We start from the raw sequence: 18448 nt of genomic DNA on the forward strand, positions 1-18448 counted from the left end.
ATGCTAGCTAGACATAAAACTACGTTTTAGTCTTTGTTATTGATTTTGCAATTAGAACAACTAGTTACTGCAATCAATGCCTTGCTTTCATCCATTTTTCCTACGCCTAAATAGATCATCTAATTAACGGAATTGGTATAAGCAGCACATAATGCCTGACTTATTGCTGTTTATGGTGTATGAATGCCCCCTACAGTTATAAGTTTCCGGGGCGCGGGGGTTAGCCAGCTTTGTTTTGAACAATGCATCATTAAATGCTCAATGGTAGGGGGCGTTTTATGCAGCATATAATGCCGTTCAGCAGATCGATTGCGGACTTACCCTTTGTTATGGTGCATGGAAAACACCCTACAGTTATAAGTTTCCGGGGCGCGGGGGTTAGCCCGCTTTGTTTTGAACAAAGCATTAATTAACCTCAATTCTGGATAAGCAAATCGATACAGCGCCCTTATTTTCGCGTATTTCTGCGTTAAATCATCTCCCAATAGCCTGCTATTGCTTCGATGATTTGCCTTGAACTACACAAAACTAACAGCACTGTATAATACAAATCTTTAATATGTTGATATTAAAGAAAACTACGATTCCATTATCCAGAACTGAGGTTAATTAAATGTTTAATGACAGGGTTGTTATAATCAGAAAAAATGAAAGAAAGAGTTGATACCTGGCGTTAGCGCGAGCGGGACATCAATTTGAAAAAATCAGGTTACCCGGGTGACTTCATTTAGGCTGGTAATACCCTTTATTACCTGCTGTAGGGCAGACTCGCGCAGGGTATACATGCCCTCCTGACGGGCTAATTTGGCGATCTCCATGGCGTTACCGTTATTTAAAATAACATGGCCGATCTTCTCGCTCATCTCCAGTACCTCGTAGATGCCCACCCGGCCTTTATAACCTTCGGTGCATTTACCACAGCCCACCGGTTTATAAACGGTGATCCCCGCGGCTATCTGCTGGTCAGTAAAACCGATGGTTTTTAATTCAGCGGGTTCAAAAACCTCTTCGCTTTTACATTCATTGCATAGCCGTCGCGCTAAACGCTGGGCAATAATCAGGGTGACCGAGGAGGCGATATTAAAAGCGGGTACGCCCATATTGAGCAGACGGGTCAAGGTTTCCGCGGCAGAGTTGGTATGCAGAGTAGATAACACCAGATGCCCGGTTTGCGCCGCTTTGATGCCGATTTCTGCAGTTTCCAGATCGCGGATTTCACCGACCATGACAATATCGGGATCCTGACGTAAAAAAGAGCGCAACGCAGAAGCGAAGGTTAAACCGGCTTTAATATTGATCTGCACCTGATTAATGCCGGAAAGATTGATCTCCACCGGATCTTCCGCCGTGGAGATATTGCGCTCCACGGTATTAAGAATATTCAGGCCGGTATACAGGGAGACGGTTTTACCACTGCCGGTCGGGCCAGTGATCAAAATCATCCCCTGAGGTTTACTCAGGGCATGCAGGTATTTGCCTTTCTGCTCATCGGAATAACCTAAACGGTCGATATCCAGACTCGCCGCCGAGGAGTCGAGGATACGCATCACCACCTTCTCCCCCCACATGGTCGGCAGGGTGCTGACGCGCAGATCGACATTGCGTTTATTGGAGATTTTCAGCTTGATCCGCCCGTCCTGCGGCACACGGCGCTCGGCAATATCCAGTTTGGACATTACTTTCAGGCGCGCGGAAAAGCGGTTGGCCAGATTAACCGGCGGGGTGGCCACTTCATGCAATATACCGTCGACACGAAAGCGGATGCGGTAGGTTTTCTCATAGGGTTCAAAATGCAGATCCGATGCCCCTTTGCGCACCGCATCCAATAAAATGCTGTTAATATACTTAACAATAGGTGCATCATCGTCATTGTTGCCCTGCGCCTCATCAAGGCGGGAGCCGGCATCATCGACCTCGATATCGTCGATATCCCCCATATCCATATCACCGAGAGAACTGACATCGTCCTCGAGCAGGGTTTCTATCGCCTGACTGAGGTATTTCTCCTCCACCAGCAGGGCCTCGGTGTGGATGGAAAAGCTGAAACCAAAATCCTCCAATGCCGAGACATTGGTCGGGTCGGACATGGCGATATACAGGGTTTTTTGCTGCACGTAGACAGGCAGGGCATGATGTTTTTCTATTAGTTTCTGATTGACAAACTTTTCCGGAATCTGATCCAGATCCAGAGTCGAAGAATCTAATAGAGGAAGACCATACTCATTTTCGCAGAACTGCGCAAGGGTCAGGCTGTTTATATAGTTATTATCCACCAGATAGGTGACTAATGCTTTTTTTTCCTGTGAAGCTGCTGTGGTGATCTGCTGGAGTTTATCGAAGGGGAGTAAACCACGCGCGGCCAGGCTGGACGCCAGGCCGCTGATATTATGGGTTGCCATTAGCTATTAACAAAGACCATCTTCTGAACAGTTATCACCTTCTGTTTTATTATGACTCCAGGTTACATGCCCATTAGCATATGCACCATCTAATACGTAAACCCTAGCGCTACTACCGATGTTTTGCGAAGTTGCAGTAAGTCTAATTGCTGCAGACGTCGCATTACTAAGAACAACAGAATTAACAAAATTAGACGCTGTTGGTGCATCAGGAATACCATTTGCGCCCTGTGTTCCACAGCTTGCTAACGAACTATCTATTTGAGCACACAGATCAACCGCTTGCTTCGTCGGGGCAGTTGCTAAAATAACTTCAGAAAACTTTGCTTTCTCTGTATATGTATTATAAGCAGGCAACGCCACGGCTGCCAGAATACCGATAATTGCGATTACAATTAACAGCTCGATTAATGTAAAACCTTGTTGTACTTTTTTCATTTTATCTTCCTTAATAGTTAAGCTTAATTTATTTAAACTTTTGTCCTTTTTCTCATCAACCTAGCTATCAAAGCGGTTAATGATTAAAATTTAAAAAAAGTTAATATCCTCAAGCGAACGGTGGTAATAAGAACATTGGTTAATAATAATAGTAATTAATCTTTGCTGACAACAAAAACAACTCTTTGTTATTTCCTTGCCATTCAGATTAACCACCGCCTTAGTTAGTCTTTTACAGACCGCAAACTAATTCATTCGGTTTTCAATTCTAACCTATTGTCCGAAAAAAAATAGAGGAAAATAGGCAAAACAGTTAAAAATTTTGAATTGGCTCATTAAATAACTTACTTCTAACCTCCTCCACTAATTACTTTCCCAGAACTCAGGCAACGGGGCAAGCGGTAATTTTTCACAACATGAGCAAGATCTAATTATTGAAGCGGGGTCTGCCGTTCAGCTAACTTAGTTTGTTGGCCTTCGCTTGCAGGCCAATGATTTTAACTCATCTTTGGTATTCCTCCCTTAACGGCGTGTAGACTATGAGGAACCGAAACGCAGTTTCGCAGTTCGAAAAGTCATGCTCTTTGCACAGCCAAAGAAAACAGGGCACGCAGAGCTTTGCCCGCTCGTAATACCAATCAGATTAATTATCTGATCATTTATGCTTGTTAAAATAAATGCTAGCTTCGTTATTGATTTTGCAATTAGAACAACTAGTTACTGCAATCAATGCCACGCTTTCATTTATTTTTCCTGACGCCTAAACAGATCATTTAATTAATCCAATTGGTATAACACTACGCTGTCGCATAACTCGCCCAAAAGAAAGCCTGCCCAGCCATTTTTTTATCTTGCACTGCCCAATCACATTTTGACGCACCATCTCAGACATTACATCCCTGTACTGGCTGAGATTAGAAAAATCTAGGCCGAGCCTTCTCATGAACCTAAACTGTCGTTTAATTCGCTCCTTGATTTTTCTTGCGAAAGTGTTTGTTCACTGCAAGAAAAATGGATGGGGAAAGCGTAGCCAATGCGGCTAGGAAAATTTCCGTTTGCGTTTTTCTTATCCGAACGGCAACTTTAGCAAAGGAAATCGTGGAAGATTTCATTAGCCTTTGCATGCACAGGGATGTGCATTCAAAGGCGGTGCGTTAAGAAGTTGTTGGGCGGATAAGAATAAAAAACGTACGGAACGGCACTTTTTGGTTACTTTTTCTTGCTGTTGAGAAAAAGTGACTCGCCGTCAGGGCGAAACGACCAAAAAAGAAAGTTAAACCAAACGCTCCAAGCGAAAGCTTGCGAAAAATTAAATTGGCTACGAGTGTCGAGCCCGCGACCCGCCACTCAAATCCTTAAAACAGCGCCTTATTGATCCATAAATGCGCAAAAATACTGGCGATATAACCTAAAGCAATCACCGGCGTCCATTTCAGGTGTGCCGCAAAAGTATAGATACCGCGCGCCTGTCCCATCAGCGCCACACCGGCGGCGCTGCCGATAGAGAGCATACTGCCGCCCACTCCGGCGGTTAAGGTTACCAGTAACCACTGCCCCATGCTCATATCCGGCTGCATGCTCAAGACAGCAAACATTACCGGAATATTATCCACAATCGCCGATAACACACCGACAGTAACGTTGGCATAGGTGGCATCCCAGTTGGTGTACATCGCTTCGGAAACCATGCCTAAATAACCGATAAAGCCGAGACCGCCGACACAAACCACCACCCCGTAGAAGAACAGCAGAGTATCCCATTCCGCTTTCGCCACTTTGTTAAAGATATCAAAGGGCATACCGTCACCCAAGGCGCGCAGACGTTCATGCTCGACCTTATCTTCAGTGCGGTTAAGGGCGTTGTAATAATAGGTTTTATGGGTTTTACGCAGGAAGAAAGCGAAAAACTGCAATAGACCTAAACCGAACATCATGCCTAATACCGGCGGCATGCCTAAGAATGAATGGCCCAATACCGCAAAACAGATAGTCAATAAAAACAGGGCAACGATACGCATCGCGCCGCGCTTCAGTTGCACCACTTCACCATCCCCCTGCGCCACTTCGCGGGAGATAAAAAAGCTCATAATGATCGCCGGCACCAGGTAGTTAACCACAGAAGGTAAAAACAGGGTAAAGAAATCAGCAAACTTAACCATGCCTTTCTGCCATACCATCAGGGTAGTGATATCACCGAAGGGGCTGAAAGCACCGCCGGCATTAGCCGCGACAACAATATTGATGCAGGCAATGGCGATAAATTTATGGTTGCTGCCACCCACTTTCATAACAATGGCGCACATCAGCAGCGCTGTGGTCAGGTTATCGGCGATCGGCGAGATAAAGAATGCTAGAATACCGGTTAACCAGAAAATCAAACGCAGGGTAAAACCTCTGTTAACCATCCACGAGCGCAATGCATCAAATAATTGCCGCTCCTCCATGGCATTGATGTACGTCATCGCTACCAGCAGGAAGAAGAACAGCTCGGCATATTCCAGCAGGTTATGGCGGAAAGCCGCCTCTGCGTCATGGGACATGCCATGCTGGGTATAATAAAAGCCGATCATCGCCCAGATAATACCCGCAGCGACCAAAACCGGTTTGGATTTACGCAGATGCAGTACATCTTCAAGCATCACCACAACATAAGCAATGGCAAAAAACAAAATAGCCGCATAGCCGATAGAATGCGAGGTTAAATCGATAGTTTCGCCGCTGCTGGCAAATAGAGCCGGGGAAAAGAAAGTCGCCAGCAGCGCACACAGCATGGCCAAGGGCTTGGTTTTTTGTAACATTGGATTCATCCTTACAAGAAATGAGTGGCTTTACCCTGACCTTCTAACCCACTGATTTTTCAGCAGCTTGCAGATAGCATTTGCGGGCTTAAATTTTGCGCGATTTTAGCATAGAAAAATCGCTAAAAGTAAATAGCCAAGATTAAAAGCTTAACAGTCGGTTCATACTGATCTGTGTCACAAAAAAGTCTGAAATGAGGTAATAAAGATTCAAAAAAACAACCTTAATTTGGGATACGGGGGTAGCCCGCTTTGTTCGGGCTCCGCATAATTACATGTTCAATCGCAGGCTGCATTTATGCATCAGATAATACCGCTCTTCTGATCAATTACCTGAATGAGTGTTGTGTATGGTGCATAAATGCACCACACTGATCTACATTTATCTGGGCCGCGGACTTTATACCAATTATTTGACAAAAGGGTGCGAAGAGCTTATCCGCTGATGATACGGAGCTGATGTTCAATGTCACTGCGCGCCCCGAAAGCAATGTAACCCAACTAAAACTCACCATGGGATGCCCTGCTTTTAACATCTTTATTTAAGGCATCCTGCAGTAATGCTTCCACATGACCGGGGGAGTGAGTCGAAACTGAAAGTAATGAATACATCGCCGGGATAACAATCAGGGTGACAAAGGTCGCAAAGGCCATACCGAAGAACACCACGGTGCCCACTGCAATGCGGCTTTCTGAACCTGCACCCGTGGATAAAATCAGCGGCACCGCACCCGCCAGTGTGGTGAAAGCAGTCATTAAAATAGGCCGTAAACGCCGCGCAGAGGCATCAACAATCGCCTGTTCAAAAGCTAAGCCGCGGTCACGCAGCTGGTTGGCAAATTCAACAATTAAGATACCGTTTTTGGTTACCATGCCGATCAGCATGATCATCCCGATTTGGCTGTAAACATTCAGCCCCTGCTGGAAAAAATATAAGCCCAGAAAACCGCCCAGTACCCCCATCGGCACAGTGAACATCACCACCAGCGGATTGATAAAACTTTCAAACTGCGCCGCTAATACCAGATAAGCGACTAGCAGAGCCAGAGCAAAAACGATTAAAATACTGCTTTGATTCTCTTTATAGTCTTTTGATTCGCCACTGTAAGCGATCGAGATATGGCTGGGTAATAGCTCTATCGCCTGCGCATCGAGAAAATCCAGTGCGTCTCCGAGGGTATAACCGGGCGCGAGATTGCCGCTCAGGGTAATGGATTTTTGCTTGTTATTATGGGAAAGACGGTTTGCCGAGGCGATCTCTTCTATTTTACTGATCGTATCCAGAGTGATCAGATCCCCTTTGCCACTGCGCATATAAATTTGACTGAGATCGGTCGCATTATTGAAGTTATTTTCATCGCCGCGCAGGTATACATTATATTCTTCACCGCGATCAATATAAGTGGTCTCGCTGCGTCCGCCGAGCATGATTTCCAGGGTATCAGAGACTTCAGTGGCACTGATACCCAGCTCTGCCGCTCTCTGCCTATCAATAGAAACCATCAGCTCAGGTGTTTTTTCTGAATAATCTATATCCGCATTAACAATAATGCCGCTGGCATCGGCCGCCTGCTGTAATATCTCCGCCCATTTCTGCAGCTCAGTGTAATCAGAGCCGCCCAATACAAACTGCACGGCACTGCTTGAACGGCCTCTAAAACCGGGCAGCATAACGCGCACAGTGACATCGGGAATATCTTTTAAGGCCGCGTTCACTAAAGCGAGTGCCCGTTGCGCATTAATATCCCTCTCCTGCCAATCCTCCAACACCATAATTACAAAACCTGTTTGATCACCTGCATTACCGCCAAAAGCAGGTGCCTGGGTGCTGAAGGATTTAATCACCCCTTTACCCAATAAAGGTTTAAGACGTGCTTCAACTATATCCATATTGGCGGTCATGCGGTTATAACTGGTGCCCTCCGCGCCTTTTATAAAAGCAAACAGAACGCCGCGATCTTCCTGAGGAGTAAGCTGCGCAGGAACCTGCTGCATCAAAAAATAACTGCCGGCGATGCAGCCCAGAATAACCACAGGTGCAAGCAACCTTAAACGCAGTGCCTGCAGCACGACTTTGCGATAGCCTTTCTCCAGGCGCTGAAACAATTTTTCAGACAGACGATTAAATCGGTTAGTTTGGATTTTGCGCCTTAGTATTTTACTGGCCAGCACAGGCGTTAAAGTTAACGCGATAATGGATGAGAAGATCACCGCCATCGCCAGTAAAACCGAGAACTCGGTAAATAACAAGCCCACCATACCTTCCATAAATGAGATAGGTAAAAACACCATCACCAATACTAACGTGGTTGCTACCACCGCAAAGCCGACCTCCCGGGTGCCTTTATAAGCGGCTAAGAGAGGTGTTTCTCCCTGCTCGATATGGTGAAAAATATTTTCCACCACCACGATCGCATCATCGACCACCAGGCCGATTGCCAGAATCAAGGCCATTAAAGTGATCAGGTTGATTGAAAAACCAAAATAATAGGCGGCAATACAGGAGGAGATCAAAGCAACGGGCACGGTGATTGCCGGTATAAAGGTGGCGCGGGCCTGACCGATAAAAAGATACAGGACCAGAATCACCAGTCCGCCGGTAATAAACAGGGTACTGTAAACTTCAGCTATCGAACGTTCGACAAAAACCGTTGAATCATAATCAATGACCAGACTGGCACCGGCAGGTAAAAACTGCTGGATAAGCTCAACTTCCCGATAGACTGTCTGAGCGACCTCGAGCGGATTGGCGTCAGACTGAGGAATAATGCCTAAGCTGAGATTGACAATGCCATCGCTTTTAAAGGATGAACTTTCATTCTCTGCACCGATATACACCTGTGCGACATCTTTTAAATACACAGGCGATCCATCCTGGCCGCTACGCAGCAGCAGATAATCAAAATCCTGAGGTTGATGATACAGGCGCGCCGTACGCACCGACATCACAGTGCTATCATTGCGCACTTCCCCGCCCGGACTTTCTATATTTTCCTGTTGCAGGGCGTTGACGATATCGCTGCTGGTTACCCCCCGCCCGGCCATTAAGGTCGGATCCAGTTTAACGTACATCACCTGATTCAGGGCACCGGAAAGGGTAATCGAACTGACCCCGCTGATCAGACTGAAACGATCTTCTAACACGCGCTTGGAATAGTCGGTTAACTGGGTACGATCCATTTCCGTGGAGGTCAGGTTGACATAGATTGCCGGCTCACCGCTGCCGTTATTTTTAGACACCACAGGATCATCGGCCTGATCCGGCAAAAAACGTTTTGCCTGCTCGACCGCATCACGCAGATCACCGACACCTTCGTTAAGATCCCAGCCTAAATTAAAGGTCACGGTAATACGCGACATACCATTACGGGTAACCGAGGTAATTTCATCAATCCCGCTGATCCCGGTAATTTGGTTTTCGATCACCGAGGTCACCTGACTTTCCATAATGGATGCGGCGGCGCCCTCATAACGGGTCATCACGTTCACCACCGGATTTTCCACATCGGGCATTTCTCTGACCGCAAGCTTAGTGAAGGAGACAGTACCAAAAACACAGAGTAATAAACTTAATACAATCGCAACGACTGGGCGTTTAACCGCGGTATCAGAAAGCCACATTAACTGTTCTCCTTAAGATCAATTTGGCCGAAAGAGAAAGCAGCAAAAACGCAGAGCAATAAACTTAATACAATAGCAACGACTGGCCGTTTAACGGTTGTATCACAAAGCCACATTAACTGTTCTCCTTAAGGTCAGAGCAGAACTCTATTTTGTCAAAAAAACCGCCAACACCAAAAACAAAATGTAATAAACTTAATGCAATCGCAGCCACGCGATGTGGACGCTTAACCGCGGTATCACAAAGCCACATTAAAGCTGCTCCTTATCATTTCCCGCCTGTGACGCTGTATTATCCAGGGGCTTTGATTGGATGAGATCTTTTACCTTTATCCCATCACGCATGTTAACCATTCCCTGGACAACGATTTTATCGCCAATCTCCAGCCCCTTTTCTATCAGCACTAGGTTTTCAATACGCGCCCCTAAAATCACCTCTGTACGTTTGGCTATCCCTTTTTCATTAACCCGATAAACATAACGTTTGGTTCCTGAATACTCTAATGCCTGTACCGGGATAACCGGCGCATTAATGGCCGGAAAGGTTATTTCTGCAGACATCATCATGCCCGGCTTTAATTTATTATCCGGATTAGTAAACTGCACCCGCACGCGCAGGCTAAGAGTATCCTGATTTATACGCGAATCTATTGCGATCAGTTCGCCATTAAATACCGTGTCCGGCCAGGCGCGATTGCCTGCGCTGACCGGCATGCCTTTGGCAAGCACAGATAAATAACGATCCGGCACCTGCAGATCCAGCCTCATTTGGGTCAGATTATCCAGTGTAAGTAACTCATTGCCAACGGAGACCATCTTACCGGGACTAAAATCAAGCAGTCCGATAGTGCCGGCAAAGGGCGCTTTTATATAGTGTCTGTCCACCGCAGCCTGAGCTGCATTCACACGAGCCTGCGCAATATTCACTGCTGCACTTTGCCCGTCCAGAGCAGTCTGGGTAACCGCATTGCTTTTTACTAACTTTGCAAATTCGCGCAGCTTACGTTTTTCGTCGGATAAATAAGCCGTTGCTTCCAGTAAGGCCGCCTGCGCCTGCGCATCATCTAACTGGAATAATAACTGCCCTTTGTTCACCTCCTGATTGGCGCTGACATGAATGGCTTTTACTTTACCGCTTACCTCGGTGGCAATATTAACAAACTGCTGTGACTGTAATTTGCCGATCAAGGAAACAGACTGTGCTACCTGATGGTAAGCCACGCTGGCGGTATGAACAGGAATGGCCGGCCTTTCCCGTGGCGCTGCAGGCTCATTTTGTGCAGATAAAAATGAGCTGTAACTGAAGCCCGACATGATAATAACCAGCAATGATGGTAGCAGAATAGGTTTATGCATTTTACGGAGCTCCAAAGGTGATCTTTTCTTTACGTTACAACAGCTTTTAAAAATACCAAAGAAAATAAATCCTTTGTGTGGGTATATCGGGATGAGTATAAACAGCAATAATGGAGAAAATATGGAGAAAATTCAGTATTGGCAGTATTTTTTAATATTCAAAGCAATGCGCGCTAAATACAGAATGCGCACAGCTTATCCGCTCGTCATCCTGAACCGTCAGCATTATTTTTTCAGCATTTCAAAACCGGCAATAAGATCAAACAGCTCCTCGTCGATACTGTTTTGCCGTAACAGATGAAAACGGCTGTTCATTGATTCCAGCAGTTCATCAATGGTTTTTTCTGCGCGTAACATGGTGGCTAAACGGCTGGCATTTTCACTGGCAAGCGATTCCACGCAGGCGCGGTACAGTGAAACAAAAAGGTATTCATGAATAAATGCAAGCAGGGTCTCTTCGCCCGCATTAATCACTTCGGGTAATTTATCGGAAGGCCAGATAAGTGACTTTAATTCCTGTTGCCAAATACCATCAAGCGGCAACAGGTGCTGCCTGACAGGCTGGTAAGTTGCGCCCGTTACAGGTTGATTATGGAAAATAACGACCTCGGAAACCACTCCCCGGGCACGGCACTTTTCCATCTCCAATAAGATCTGTCCCACCAGAGTTGGGATAGTATTAATTGATTTCGGCAGTGGAAATCCGGGAGCCAGCTTTAAAGGGGTTTCCGCCAGACGCGACTGCAGGCGCTCGCCAATACAGAAAACCATTTTTTCTTGCGGGCGTTTGCCTAATGTTGTGACCACAAAATCAGCGAGCTGATCGTTAAATTGTCCAATTAAGCCCTGATCCGAACCAAATACCAGCGCAGCAATACAAGGCTTTCTTTGTCGCGCACCCGGCGCGGCCTGATATTGATGAAAGCAGGAGAACAAACCTAATTGTACCGTGCGGTAATAACTTTGAAGCGCCTCAACCGCATTTTCATATTGTCCGACATTGGCAGCAGCCATCGCTTTCATTGCCCGGACGACCGCATACAGATCCGCGGCGCTGCTAATTTTGCGTTTTAATGTTTCACTGTTGTCATCACTACCACCCATAATGACTTTTCTCTTTCTTCAGCTTTACCAATCTTCTTCGGGAATAATCTGAAAAGGTGCCAGCGTAGTACCTGCAATCTCGATAATACTCTGGCGATCTTCCGCACTTAATATTTTACCGCGGTTAATACTGTTCAACAGCTGTTCGGGCAGTTCGCAGGCCGCCTGAATTAAGGCCTTTTCAGCATCCTTCATTTTCAACAACGGCACGTTATCAAAGAGTTTCTCTGTTAAGGCGAGTAAAATAGTGATTTGCGCAACCATGGCCAGCGGAGTTGATTGCGACTGTTTAAGGCAGGCACGGATACGTTGTCCATTGGTAATAACTCCCCGGGAAGTTTTATCCAGACGGGCACCAAAGCGGGCAAAGGTTTCCAGCTCCTGAAATTGCGCGTAGCTTAACTTAAGATTAGCGGCAACCGCGCGGTACACTGCACGCTGCGCTTTGCCGCCGACACGGGAAACAGAACGGCCGACATCGACAGCGGGCAAAATACCTAATTCAAAAAGCGTTGGTGATAGGTAGATTTGCCCGTCAGTTATGGAGATCAGATTGGTCGGAATATAAGCGGAAATATTTTGTGCTTCCGTTTCTATAATCGGCAAAGCGGTCAGTGAACCGCCACCGCGAGCTTCTTTCAAACAAGTCGCACGCTCTAACAAACGCGAATGGATATAGAAAATATCCCCCGGAAAAGCTTCTCGTCCGGGAGGTCTGCGCAGCAGTAATGAGAGTTCCCGATAGGCCCGGGCATGCTGGGTGAGATCATCATAAACAATTAAAACATCATGGCCTTTTTCCATAAAATATTCGGCAATACTGGTCGCTGCATAGGGCGCGATATAAGCGAAACCGGGCGGGGCATCGCCCTCGCTGACCATCACCACGGTATAATCCAGAGCCCCCTGCGCTTTTAGTGTGGCAATGGTTTTTGCCACCGCAGAGGCGCGCTGACCAATAGCGCAGTAAACACAAAGTACATTCTGATCATGTTGATTAAGAATAGTATCTATGGCAATCGCGGTTTTACCGGTCTGACGATCCCCTAAAATCAGTTCGCGCTGCCCCCGCCCGATAGGGATCAACGCATCTATCACTTTCAGGCCGGTTTGTAACGGCTCGGTTACCGGCGCGCGATCCATAATATGCACAGCAGGGCGTTCAACGGGTAACCGTTCACTGCTGTGCAGCGGGCCTTTATTATCCAAAGGCATACCAAGCGGATCGATAACCCGACCCAATAATCCCAAACCGACAGCGACATCCATAACCCGTCCGGTGCGCTCAACCTGATCACCGCTCTGCAGGCGCCAGTAATCTCCGAGCAATACCACGCCAATACTGTCCTGATCGACATTAAAGGCAATGCCGTAAATATCGTACGGAAATTTCAGCAACTCGTCTGAGGCGACATTCGGCAATCCGGATACCTGTGCGATAGCAAATGAAACACTTCTGATAATGCCTATTTCACGGGGTTTAAGTTGAACCTGAAAAGTACTTCGGCCGTGTTTTAACGTTGTGAAAGTCTGTTCGACTATTTTCTGTAAATCAATCATTAGCACTATTTCTCTTTTCTGCAGTGAGCGAAACAGATAATGAGCCTGGTTCAGCTGTCAGTAATTCATCATCGTTACCTTGTTTACCGGCGGGATGCAACACAGAGTCGCGTACTAACTGCTGAAAATGCAGCTCTAATGAGTCGATATATTGGCTCATGCTCCAGGCTAGTTTGTGACCGTCAATATACAGTTCAATACCGCAGACAACATCGGCATCGTTTTCGAAACTGATCTGCACCTTGGCAGCAAAGCTTTCATGAAGCGCCTTAGTAAAAGCCTGCTGCTGAATTGCCTGCAGGACAAAAGTGGTGCGCACACGGACGCTATTGTTTTTAGAAAGCGCGCTAATAAAAATGGCCTTGTCATTTTCATCAAGCTCACCCAGCCGGATCAGAAAAACCTTGAGAATCTGCTCTTCGAGTCCGGCATCGCCAAGATCTTTTAAGGTCTGCCGGGTGATGGCAAAAACCTCCTGTTGGGTTTTTTGGGTCAGTCCTTCACAGAGACTCTGCTGCTGTCTCTGGAAAGTTGCCTGCTGCTGCAGACAGAGATCTGCCGCGACCTGTCTGGCACTCTCCAGCAAATGCTGGGCTTCTTTATTTGCAGCCTTTGTAGCGCTTTCCAGCAGCTTTTTACTTTGCCTTTCAAATTGCTGATTTTTATGCAAAAAAAGATCCCGCTCCTGTTGCGCCTGTTTTTCTTTAGCAGCGGCATCAGAAAGAGTTTTGGCTATACGCCGCTCACGCGCATCAAGCGCATCAAGAACCGGCTGATAGAGAAAACGTTTTAACAACCACAGCAAGACAAGAAAATTAATGATCTGTGCAAAAACCGTAAACCAATCAATGGACATTGTTTATTTTCCCGCGGCCTGAATAACAACAAAATCCCAGAACGGATTAGCAAATAACATAATCATCGATACCACAAAACAATAAATGGCGATCGATTCAATCATCGCAAGTCCTACAAAAAGGGTTCGGGTAATGGTGGAGGAGGCATCGGGCTGCTGCGCCAGTGAGGTCATTGCCGCAACAACTGCCCTGCCCTCCGCGAGCGCGGGACCGATGGTGCCCAGCGCGGTGGTAATACCCGCAACAATTATAGAAGTCATTGCAATATAGGTGATGCTATCCATAGTCTTTGCCTCTGTATCGTTAGAATTATTGTTTCAATTTCTGTTTATATCTTTTTGCGCTTTGCCCGTATCAGTGGCGGCGGCAATATATACCGTTGCCAGAGTAAAAAAAATGTACGCCTGCACCAGCCCTGCCAGCAAGCCCAGCAAGGTCAATATGATCGGGAAAAGCAGAGGCGCAATCGCCAGCAGAATGCCAAGAATAAGCGCACCGCTCATCATATTGCCGAAAAGACGCACCGCCAGCGCAATGGTACGGGTTACTTCGCCAATAATATTAAACGGCAGCATAATGAAGCTTGGCTCCATATAAGACTTCAGGTAAGCCAAGACACCCTGGCGCAAAATTCCATATAACGGGACGGCGATAAACACGCACAGCGCCAACGCCACCGTCGTTGATAATGACCCCGTTGGTGGTTCGTAAATGGGAAGAACAGTCGCTACACTGGCTACGGCCACAAATAAAAACAGTGTGCCGAGAAAATCGATATAGTTTCGCGGGTTATCTAATCCGCCCTCTTTTAATTGCTGTTCGAGGGTGCAGACAATCAGCTCCAGTAGATTCTGCAGACGCGAACGCGATTGCTCTGATGACAGCCGGCGGGTAATTAACATTGAACAGCCCACCATCAGCAGCATCAGGAACCAGGTGGATACCATGGTGGCATTTATTTTAAAAAATCCCATTTGCCAGAAGATGATGTTATCGGGACTAAGGTGCATGACCGGACTCCTTTTGCGCTATAGACTCACGCGGGCTGCGCGTTATCACCTGCACCACAATACGCGCAACAGTAAAACCCAGCAGGCAAACTACTAATCTTAGCCATTGCCCGTCGCTTATCCAATAAAGAGCAGATAAGGTCAGGGTTGTACGCAGGATAAAACTGGCGAAAAACCAGATAACCGGCCGTTCAGACTTAGCCCCGCGGCGCACGGTCCACCATAATCCGGCAAAGAAAAAGATGCCTAGAAGAAGCCCGGTAAACAGAGCAGGAAGCAGGCTCAGCAGTTGCTCATAGGTGATATTTTCATAAACCATTTTATTTATCATCAAATTCACCTTCCTGTTTATCACGCATCGCCCGCTGCTCTTTATCAACCCAGTGCCATGCATTGAAACAGCCCAAGATTAATCCGGCAATCAACAGCATTAAGGTCCAGGAGCGCTGTCCTGGATAACGACCGTCTAACCACAGGCCAAGAGCCAGCCCCAGTAACGTCGGGACAACCACTGACCAGCCGATTAAACCCATCATTCCCAGACCAAACCACATACCCGGAGTAGGATTGCGTCGAGCGTGAAGTTTACGCGCTGTTTTCAACCCGACCTGCGTGCTAAAATCTGTTTTTGGAGAGGCCTTATCAGCCACCTTATCCGGAGGTTTTCCGTTGACTTTCGGTTCCGGCTTTTTGTCATTTTTCGCATTCATATTCAGGCCCAGCAAGGGCGTATTATTGATTTTTAAAATTACTTAACTGATGCAGAAATCCAGTTTCTAATTTCATCATCATCGCATGCACATGTTTCTCATATTCATCTATCAGCAGAAACTCTTTTTTCACCAACGCATGCAGCTCACTAAGATCCGCATGTCCAATCGCACGACGCACTGATACCAATACATCAAAACCTGTTTTCACCAGCACCCCCTGATCAACTGCAATAAAAACCTCTTCTCCATTTAAACATTGATAACAGAAAATACCTGCCGTCAATGCTGCGGAACAATCAAGTCGATTGGGCAATATACCAAATGCCCCCTGATTGGTTTCAGCCACTATGCGCAGAACATTCGACTTGTCCATAAAGGTAGTATAGGGCAATAAAATTTTAAGCCGCATCTGTGCTGACTTCATTTTTCAAGCTCCTGCTGTGGATGCTGTCTTTTTTGTTTTCTCTCTTTGTTGTTCTTGTTGTTCGCTTTGACCTCATCTACCGCGCCTATCATATACAGCACGCTTGCTGGAGTTATGGCTGCAGAATCATCATGTTCATCGAACGACAAAATTTTAAGCCGCATCTGTGCTGACATCATATTGCCTGCACCTCCTGCTCCGCGTGCTGCCCCCCTTTGTTATTCGCTTTGACCTCATCCAGCGCGCCTATCATATACAGCGCGCTTTCGGGGTATTCTGCAAATTCATCATTCAGAATACGCTCACAACCATCCAGGGCATCGTCTAAACTGACTAACTTTCCCTTTAATGAAGAGAATTGCTCAGTGGTAAAAAAAGGCTGAGTAAAAAAACGCTCCAGGCGACGCGCCCGCCCCACCAGCTTGCGATCTTCAGCAGTCAACTGCTCAAGACCGAGCATCGCGATAATATCTTTAAGATCGTCATATTTCGCCAGTGTACGCCGGACTTCCTGAGCAAGATTATAATGCCGTTCACCGATGATGCTCGCAGTAGCCATTTTGGAACCGGACTGCAAAGGATCGATGGCCGGATAAAGACCTTCGCTGGCACGCTGACGTGACAGCACAATGGAGGCGGAAAGATGTGAAAAAGTATGCGCTGCTGCAGGGTCGGTAAAATCATCAGCAGGCACATAGACTGCCTGAATAGAGGTGATCGCGCCATTGTCGGTATTGGCGATACGCTCTTCCAAACTGGACAGTTCAGACCCCATGGTCGGTTGATACCCCAGACGTGAGGGCATTTGCCCCATCAGCGCGGAGATCTCTGAACCGGCCTGAATAAAACGGAAAATATTGTCGATCAGTAACAACACGTCGCGGCTTTCATCGTCCCGAAAATATTCCGCCATGGTCAAGGCCGCATGCCCGACACGAAAACGGGCACCGGGCGGTTCATTCATCTGCCCGAATATCATCACCATATTGGATAATACATCGGCCGCTTTCATTTCCCGGTAAAGCTCCTCACCTTCACGAGAGCGTTCGCCAATGCCGCAAAAAATACTGATTCCATGATGGTGGTTGATCATGTTATGGATCATCTCGCTCAATAATACGGTTTTACCAACCCCCGCCCCGCCAAACAATCCCGCTTTTCCACCACGCTCAAGGGGAGCTAAAACATCGATCACTTTAATGCCGGTAACAAAAATTTCCGACTGGGTAGAGCGCTCACCCAACGCCGGCGGAGCACGGTGAACTGAACGCCACTGTAAATCAGTTAAAGGCGGACCGTTATCTATGGTATTACCGAAAACATCAAACATGCGCGCGACAATCGTCCTGCCGACGGGCACTGTTAATGGCCCGCCGCTGTCTTCTATGCTCATTCCGCGTGCCAACCCCTGCGTTGGAGTTAGCGCAATGCCCCGTACCACCTGCGCATCGTGTTGCGCAAGCACCTCAATAACAATCTCCCTCCCGGCAACGCGCAGCAAACTATGAATAGGCGGTAAATATTCATCAAAACGGACATCCACAATACTGCCCCGTACCGAAACAACTACGCCGTAATTAACCGCATGTACTTGATTGCTTTCCTTGAACATTTTTCAACCAACTTGGCATAAAGAAGTTTAAACCATTAACCATAGTTAACGGGCCTGCACTGCCTGCAAAAACAGATTCAATGAAATAATCATAGGTCGGGTATGGGGATAAATCCATCTGTTAAAGACGCGCTAAGGTATATACCCAAGCGACTTAAAGATGCAAATTCAGAACGTTGCACGGATCCCAGAACAAGGCACAACATCACGAAAATGGTATTCCCTGTTCAAGTGCTGCAACGCAGTGCCAGCTTTTCGACGAAACTCCAGAAAGGCAAGGCGTGAGCTGCAGGAGATAACAGTTGTTCTCACTTCACAAAATCGTATGAACGATTTTGAACAGCTTTAGCTAGTTCTCATCCAGAAACAGCGTATTTTTAGTACCCCCTCAGTTCGGTCTTGGATTTTATCATGATTCCAAGGCCAATCTTACCTTCAGTAACGCACACGAAGTGTGCGATCGCGACATTTTTCAATTTTATCAGCTGTTATTCAAATTGCGGACATAAGGAAGCCTGCCTTAGTGGTAGTTGGCATGTTATTATTTTTAATCAGG

General features: G+C 46.7%; 16 protein-coding genes. All 16 read right to left on the reverse strand.

Annotated elements, in window-relative coordinates; translation table 11 throughout:
• Positions 1 to 704 precede the first annotated feature (704 nt).
• A complete protein-coding gene (pilB, locus tag ABZA00_RS10440; RefSeq protein WP_372882107.1) occupies positions 705 to 2399 on the reverse strand; it encodes a type IV-A pilus assembly ATPase PilB in 1695 nt (564 codons plus the stop codon).
• Positions 2400 to 2405: 6 nt separating this feature from the next.
• Positions 2406 to 2837 (reverse strand): prepilin-type N-terminal cleavage/methylation domain-containing protein, encoded by a 432-nt coding sequence (locus ABZA00_RS10445; RefSeq protein WP_372882108.1) that lies wholly within the window; start codon positions 2835 to 2837, stop codon positions 2406 to 2408.
• A 1355-nt stretch (positions 2838 to 4192) separates the two neighbouring features.
• On the reverse strand, positions 4193 to 5635 hold the full coding sequence (nhaD, locus tag ABZA00_RS10450; RefSeq protein WP_372882109.1) for a sodium:proton antiporter NhaD: 1443 nt from the start codon (positions 5633 to 5635) through the stop codon (positions 4193 to 4195).
• Positions 5636 to 6136: 501 nt separating this feature from the next.
• Entirely contained in the window at positions 6137 to 9256 is a 3120-nt protein-coding gene (locus tag ABZA00_RS10455; protein ID WP_372882110.1) for a multidrug efflux RND transporter permease subunit, read from the reverse strand.
• 115 nt (positions 9257 to 9371) lie between these two features.
• The gene (locus ABZA00_RS10460; RefSeq protein WP_372882111.1) at positions 9372 to 9509 is read right to left on the reverse strand and encodes a hypothetical protein; all 138 of its coding nucleotides are present in this window, start codon (positions 9507 to 9509) and stop codon (positions 9372 to 9374) included.
• Entirely contained in the window at positions 9509 to 10612 is a 1104-nt protein-coding gene (locus ABZA00_RS10465) for an efflux RND transporter periplasmic adaptor subunit (RefSeq protein ID WP_372882112.1), read from the reverse strand. The genes ABZA00_RS10460 and ABZA00_RS10465 overlap by 1 nt, the downstream gene beginning before the upstream one ends.
• Positions 10613 to 10837: 225 nt before the next feature.
• Positions 10838 to 11716: a F0F1 ATP synthase subunit gamma gene (locus tag ABZA00_RS10470; RefSeq protein WP_372882113.1), complete on the reverse strand. Its 879-nt coding sequence runs from the start codon at positions 11714 to 11716 to the stop codon at positions 10838 to 10840.
• A 24-nt stretch (positions 11717 to 11740) separates the two neighbouring features.
• Positions 11741 to 13276, reverse strand: coding sequence for an alternate F1F0 ATPase, F1 subunit alpha (locus tag ABZA00_RS10475; protein ID WP_372882114.1), 1536 nt, complete (start codon positions 13274 to 13276; stop codon positions 11741 to 11743).
• On the reverse strand, positions 13269 to 14132 hold the full coding sequence (locus ABZA00_RS10480; protein ID WP_372882115.1) for a F0F1 ATP synthase subunit B: 864 nt from the start codon (positions 14130 to 14132) through the stop codon (positions 13269 to 13271). The genes ABZA00_RS10475 and ABZA00_RS10480 overlap by 8 nt, the downstream gene beginning before the upstream one ends.
• 3 nt (positions 14133 to 14135) lie before the next feature.
• On the reverse strand, positions 14136 to 14417 hold the full coding sequence (locus ABZA00_RS10485) for a F0F1 ATP synthase subunit C (RefSeq protein WP_372882116.1): 282 nt from the start codon (positions 14415 to 14417) through the stop codon (positions 14136 to 14138).
• Positions 14418 to 14450: 33 nt separating this feature from the next.
• On the reverse strand, positions 14451 to 15143 hold the full coding sequence (locus tag ABZA00_RS10490) for a F0F1 ATP synthase subunit A (protein WP_372882117.1): 693 nt from the start codon (positions 15141 to 15143) through the stop codon (positions 14451 to 14453).
• Positions 15133 to 15474, reverse strand: a complete 342-nt coding sequence (locus ABZA00_RS10495; protein ID WP_372882118.1) for an ATP synthase subunit I — start codon at positions 15472 to 15474, stop codon at positions 15133 to 15135. The genes ABZA00_RS10490 and ABZA00_RS10495 overlap by 11 nt, the downstream gene beginning before the upstream one ends.
• Positions 15464 to 15853: an AtpZ/AtpI family protein gene (locus ABZA00_RS10500; RefSeq protein WP_372882119.1), complete on the reverse strand. Its 390-nt coding sequence runs from the start codon at positions 15851 to 15853 to the stop codon at positions 15464 to 15466. Before ABZA00_RS10500 ends, ABZA00_RS10495 begins: the two co-directional genes overlap by 11 nt.
• Positions 15854 to 15875: 22 nt before the next feature.
• Complete coding sequence (locus ABZA00_RS10505; protein WP_372882120.1) at positions 15876 to 16280, reverse strand: F0F1 ATP synthase subunit epsilon; 405 nt, start codon at positions 16278 to 16280, stop codon at positions 15876 to 15878.
• The gene (locus tag ABZA00_RS10510) at positions 16277 to 16459 is read right to left on the reverse strand and encodes a hypothetical protein (protein WP_372882121.1); all 183 of its coding nucleotides are present in this window, start codon (positions 16457 to 16459) and stop codon (positions 16277 to 16279) included. Before ABZA00_RS10510 ends, ABZA00_RS10505 begins: the two co-directional genes overlap by 4 nt.
• Complete coding sequence (atpD, locus tag ABZA00_RS10515) at positions 16456 to 17892, reverse strand: F0F1 ATP synthase subunit beta (protein WP_372882122.1); 1437 nt, start codon at positions 17890 to 17892, stop codon at positions 16456 to 16458. Before atpD ends, ABZA00_RS10510 begins: the two co-directional genes overlap by 4 nt.
• Positions 17893 to 18448 lie beyond the last annotated feature (556 nt).

The sequence above is a fragment of the Psychromonas sp. genome (assembly GCF_041586535.1).
In the GTDB taxonomy this organism is placed as follows: domain Bacteria; phylum Pseudomonadota; class Gammaproteobacteria; order Enterobacterales; family Psychromonadaceae; genus Psychromonas.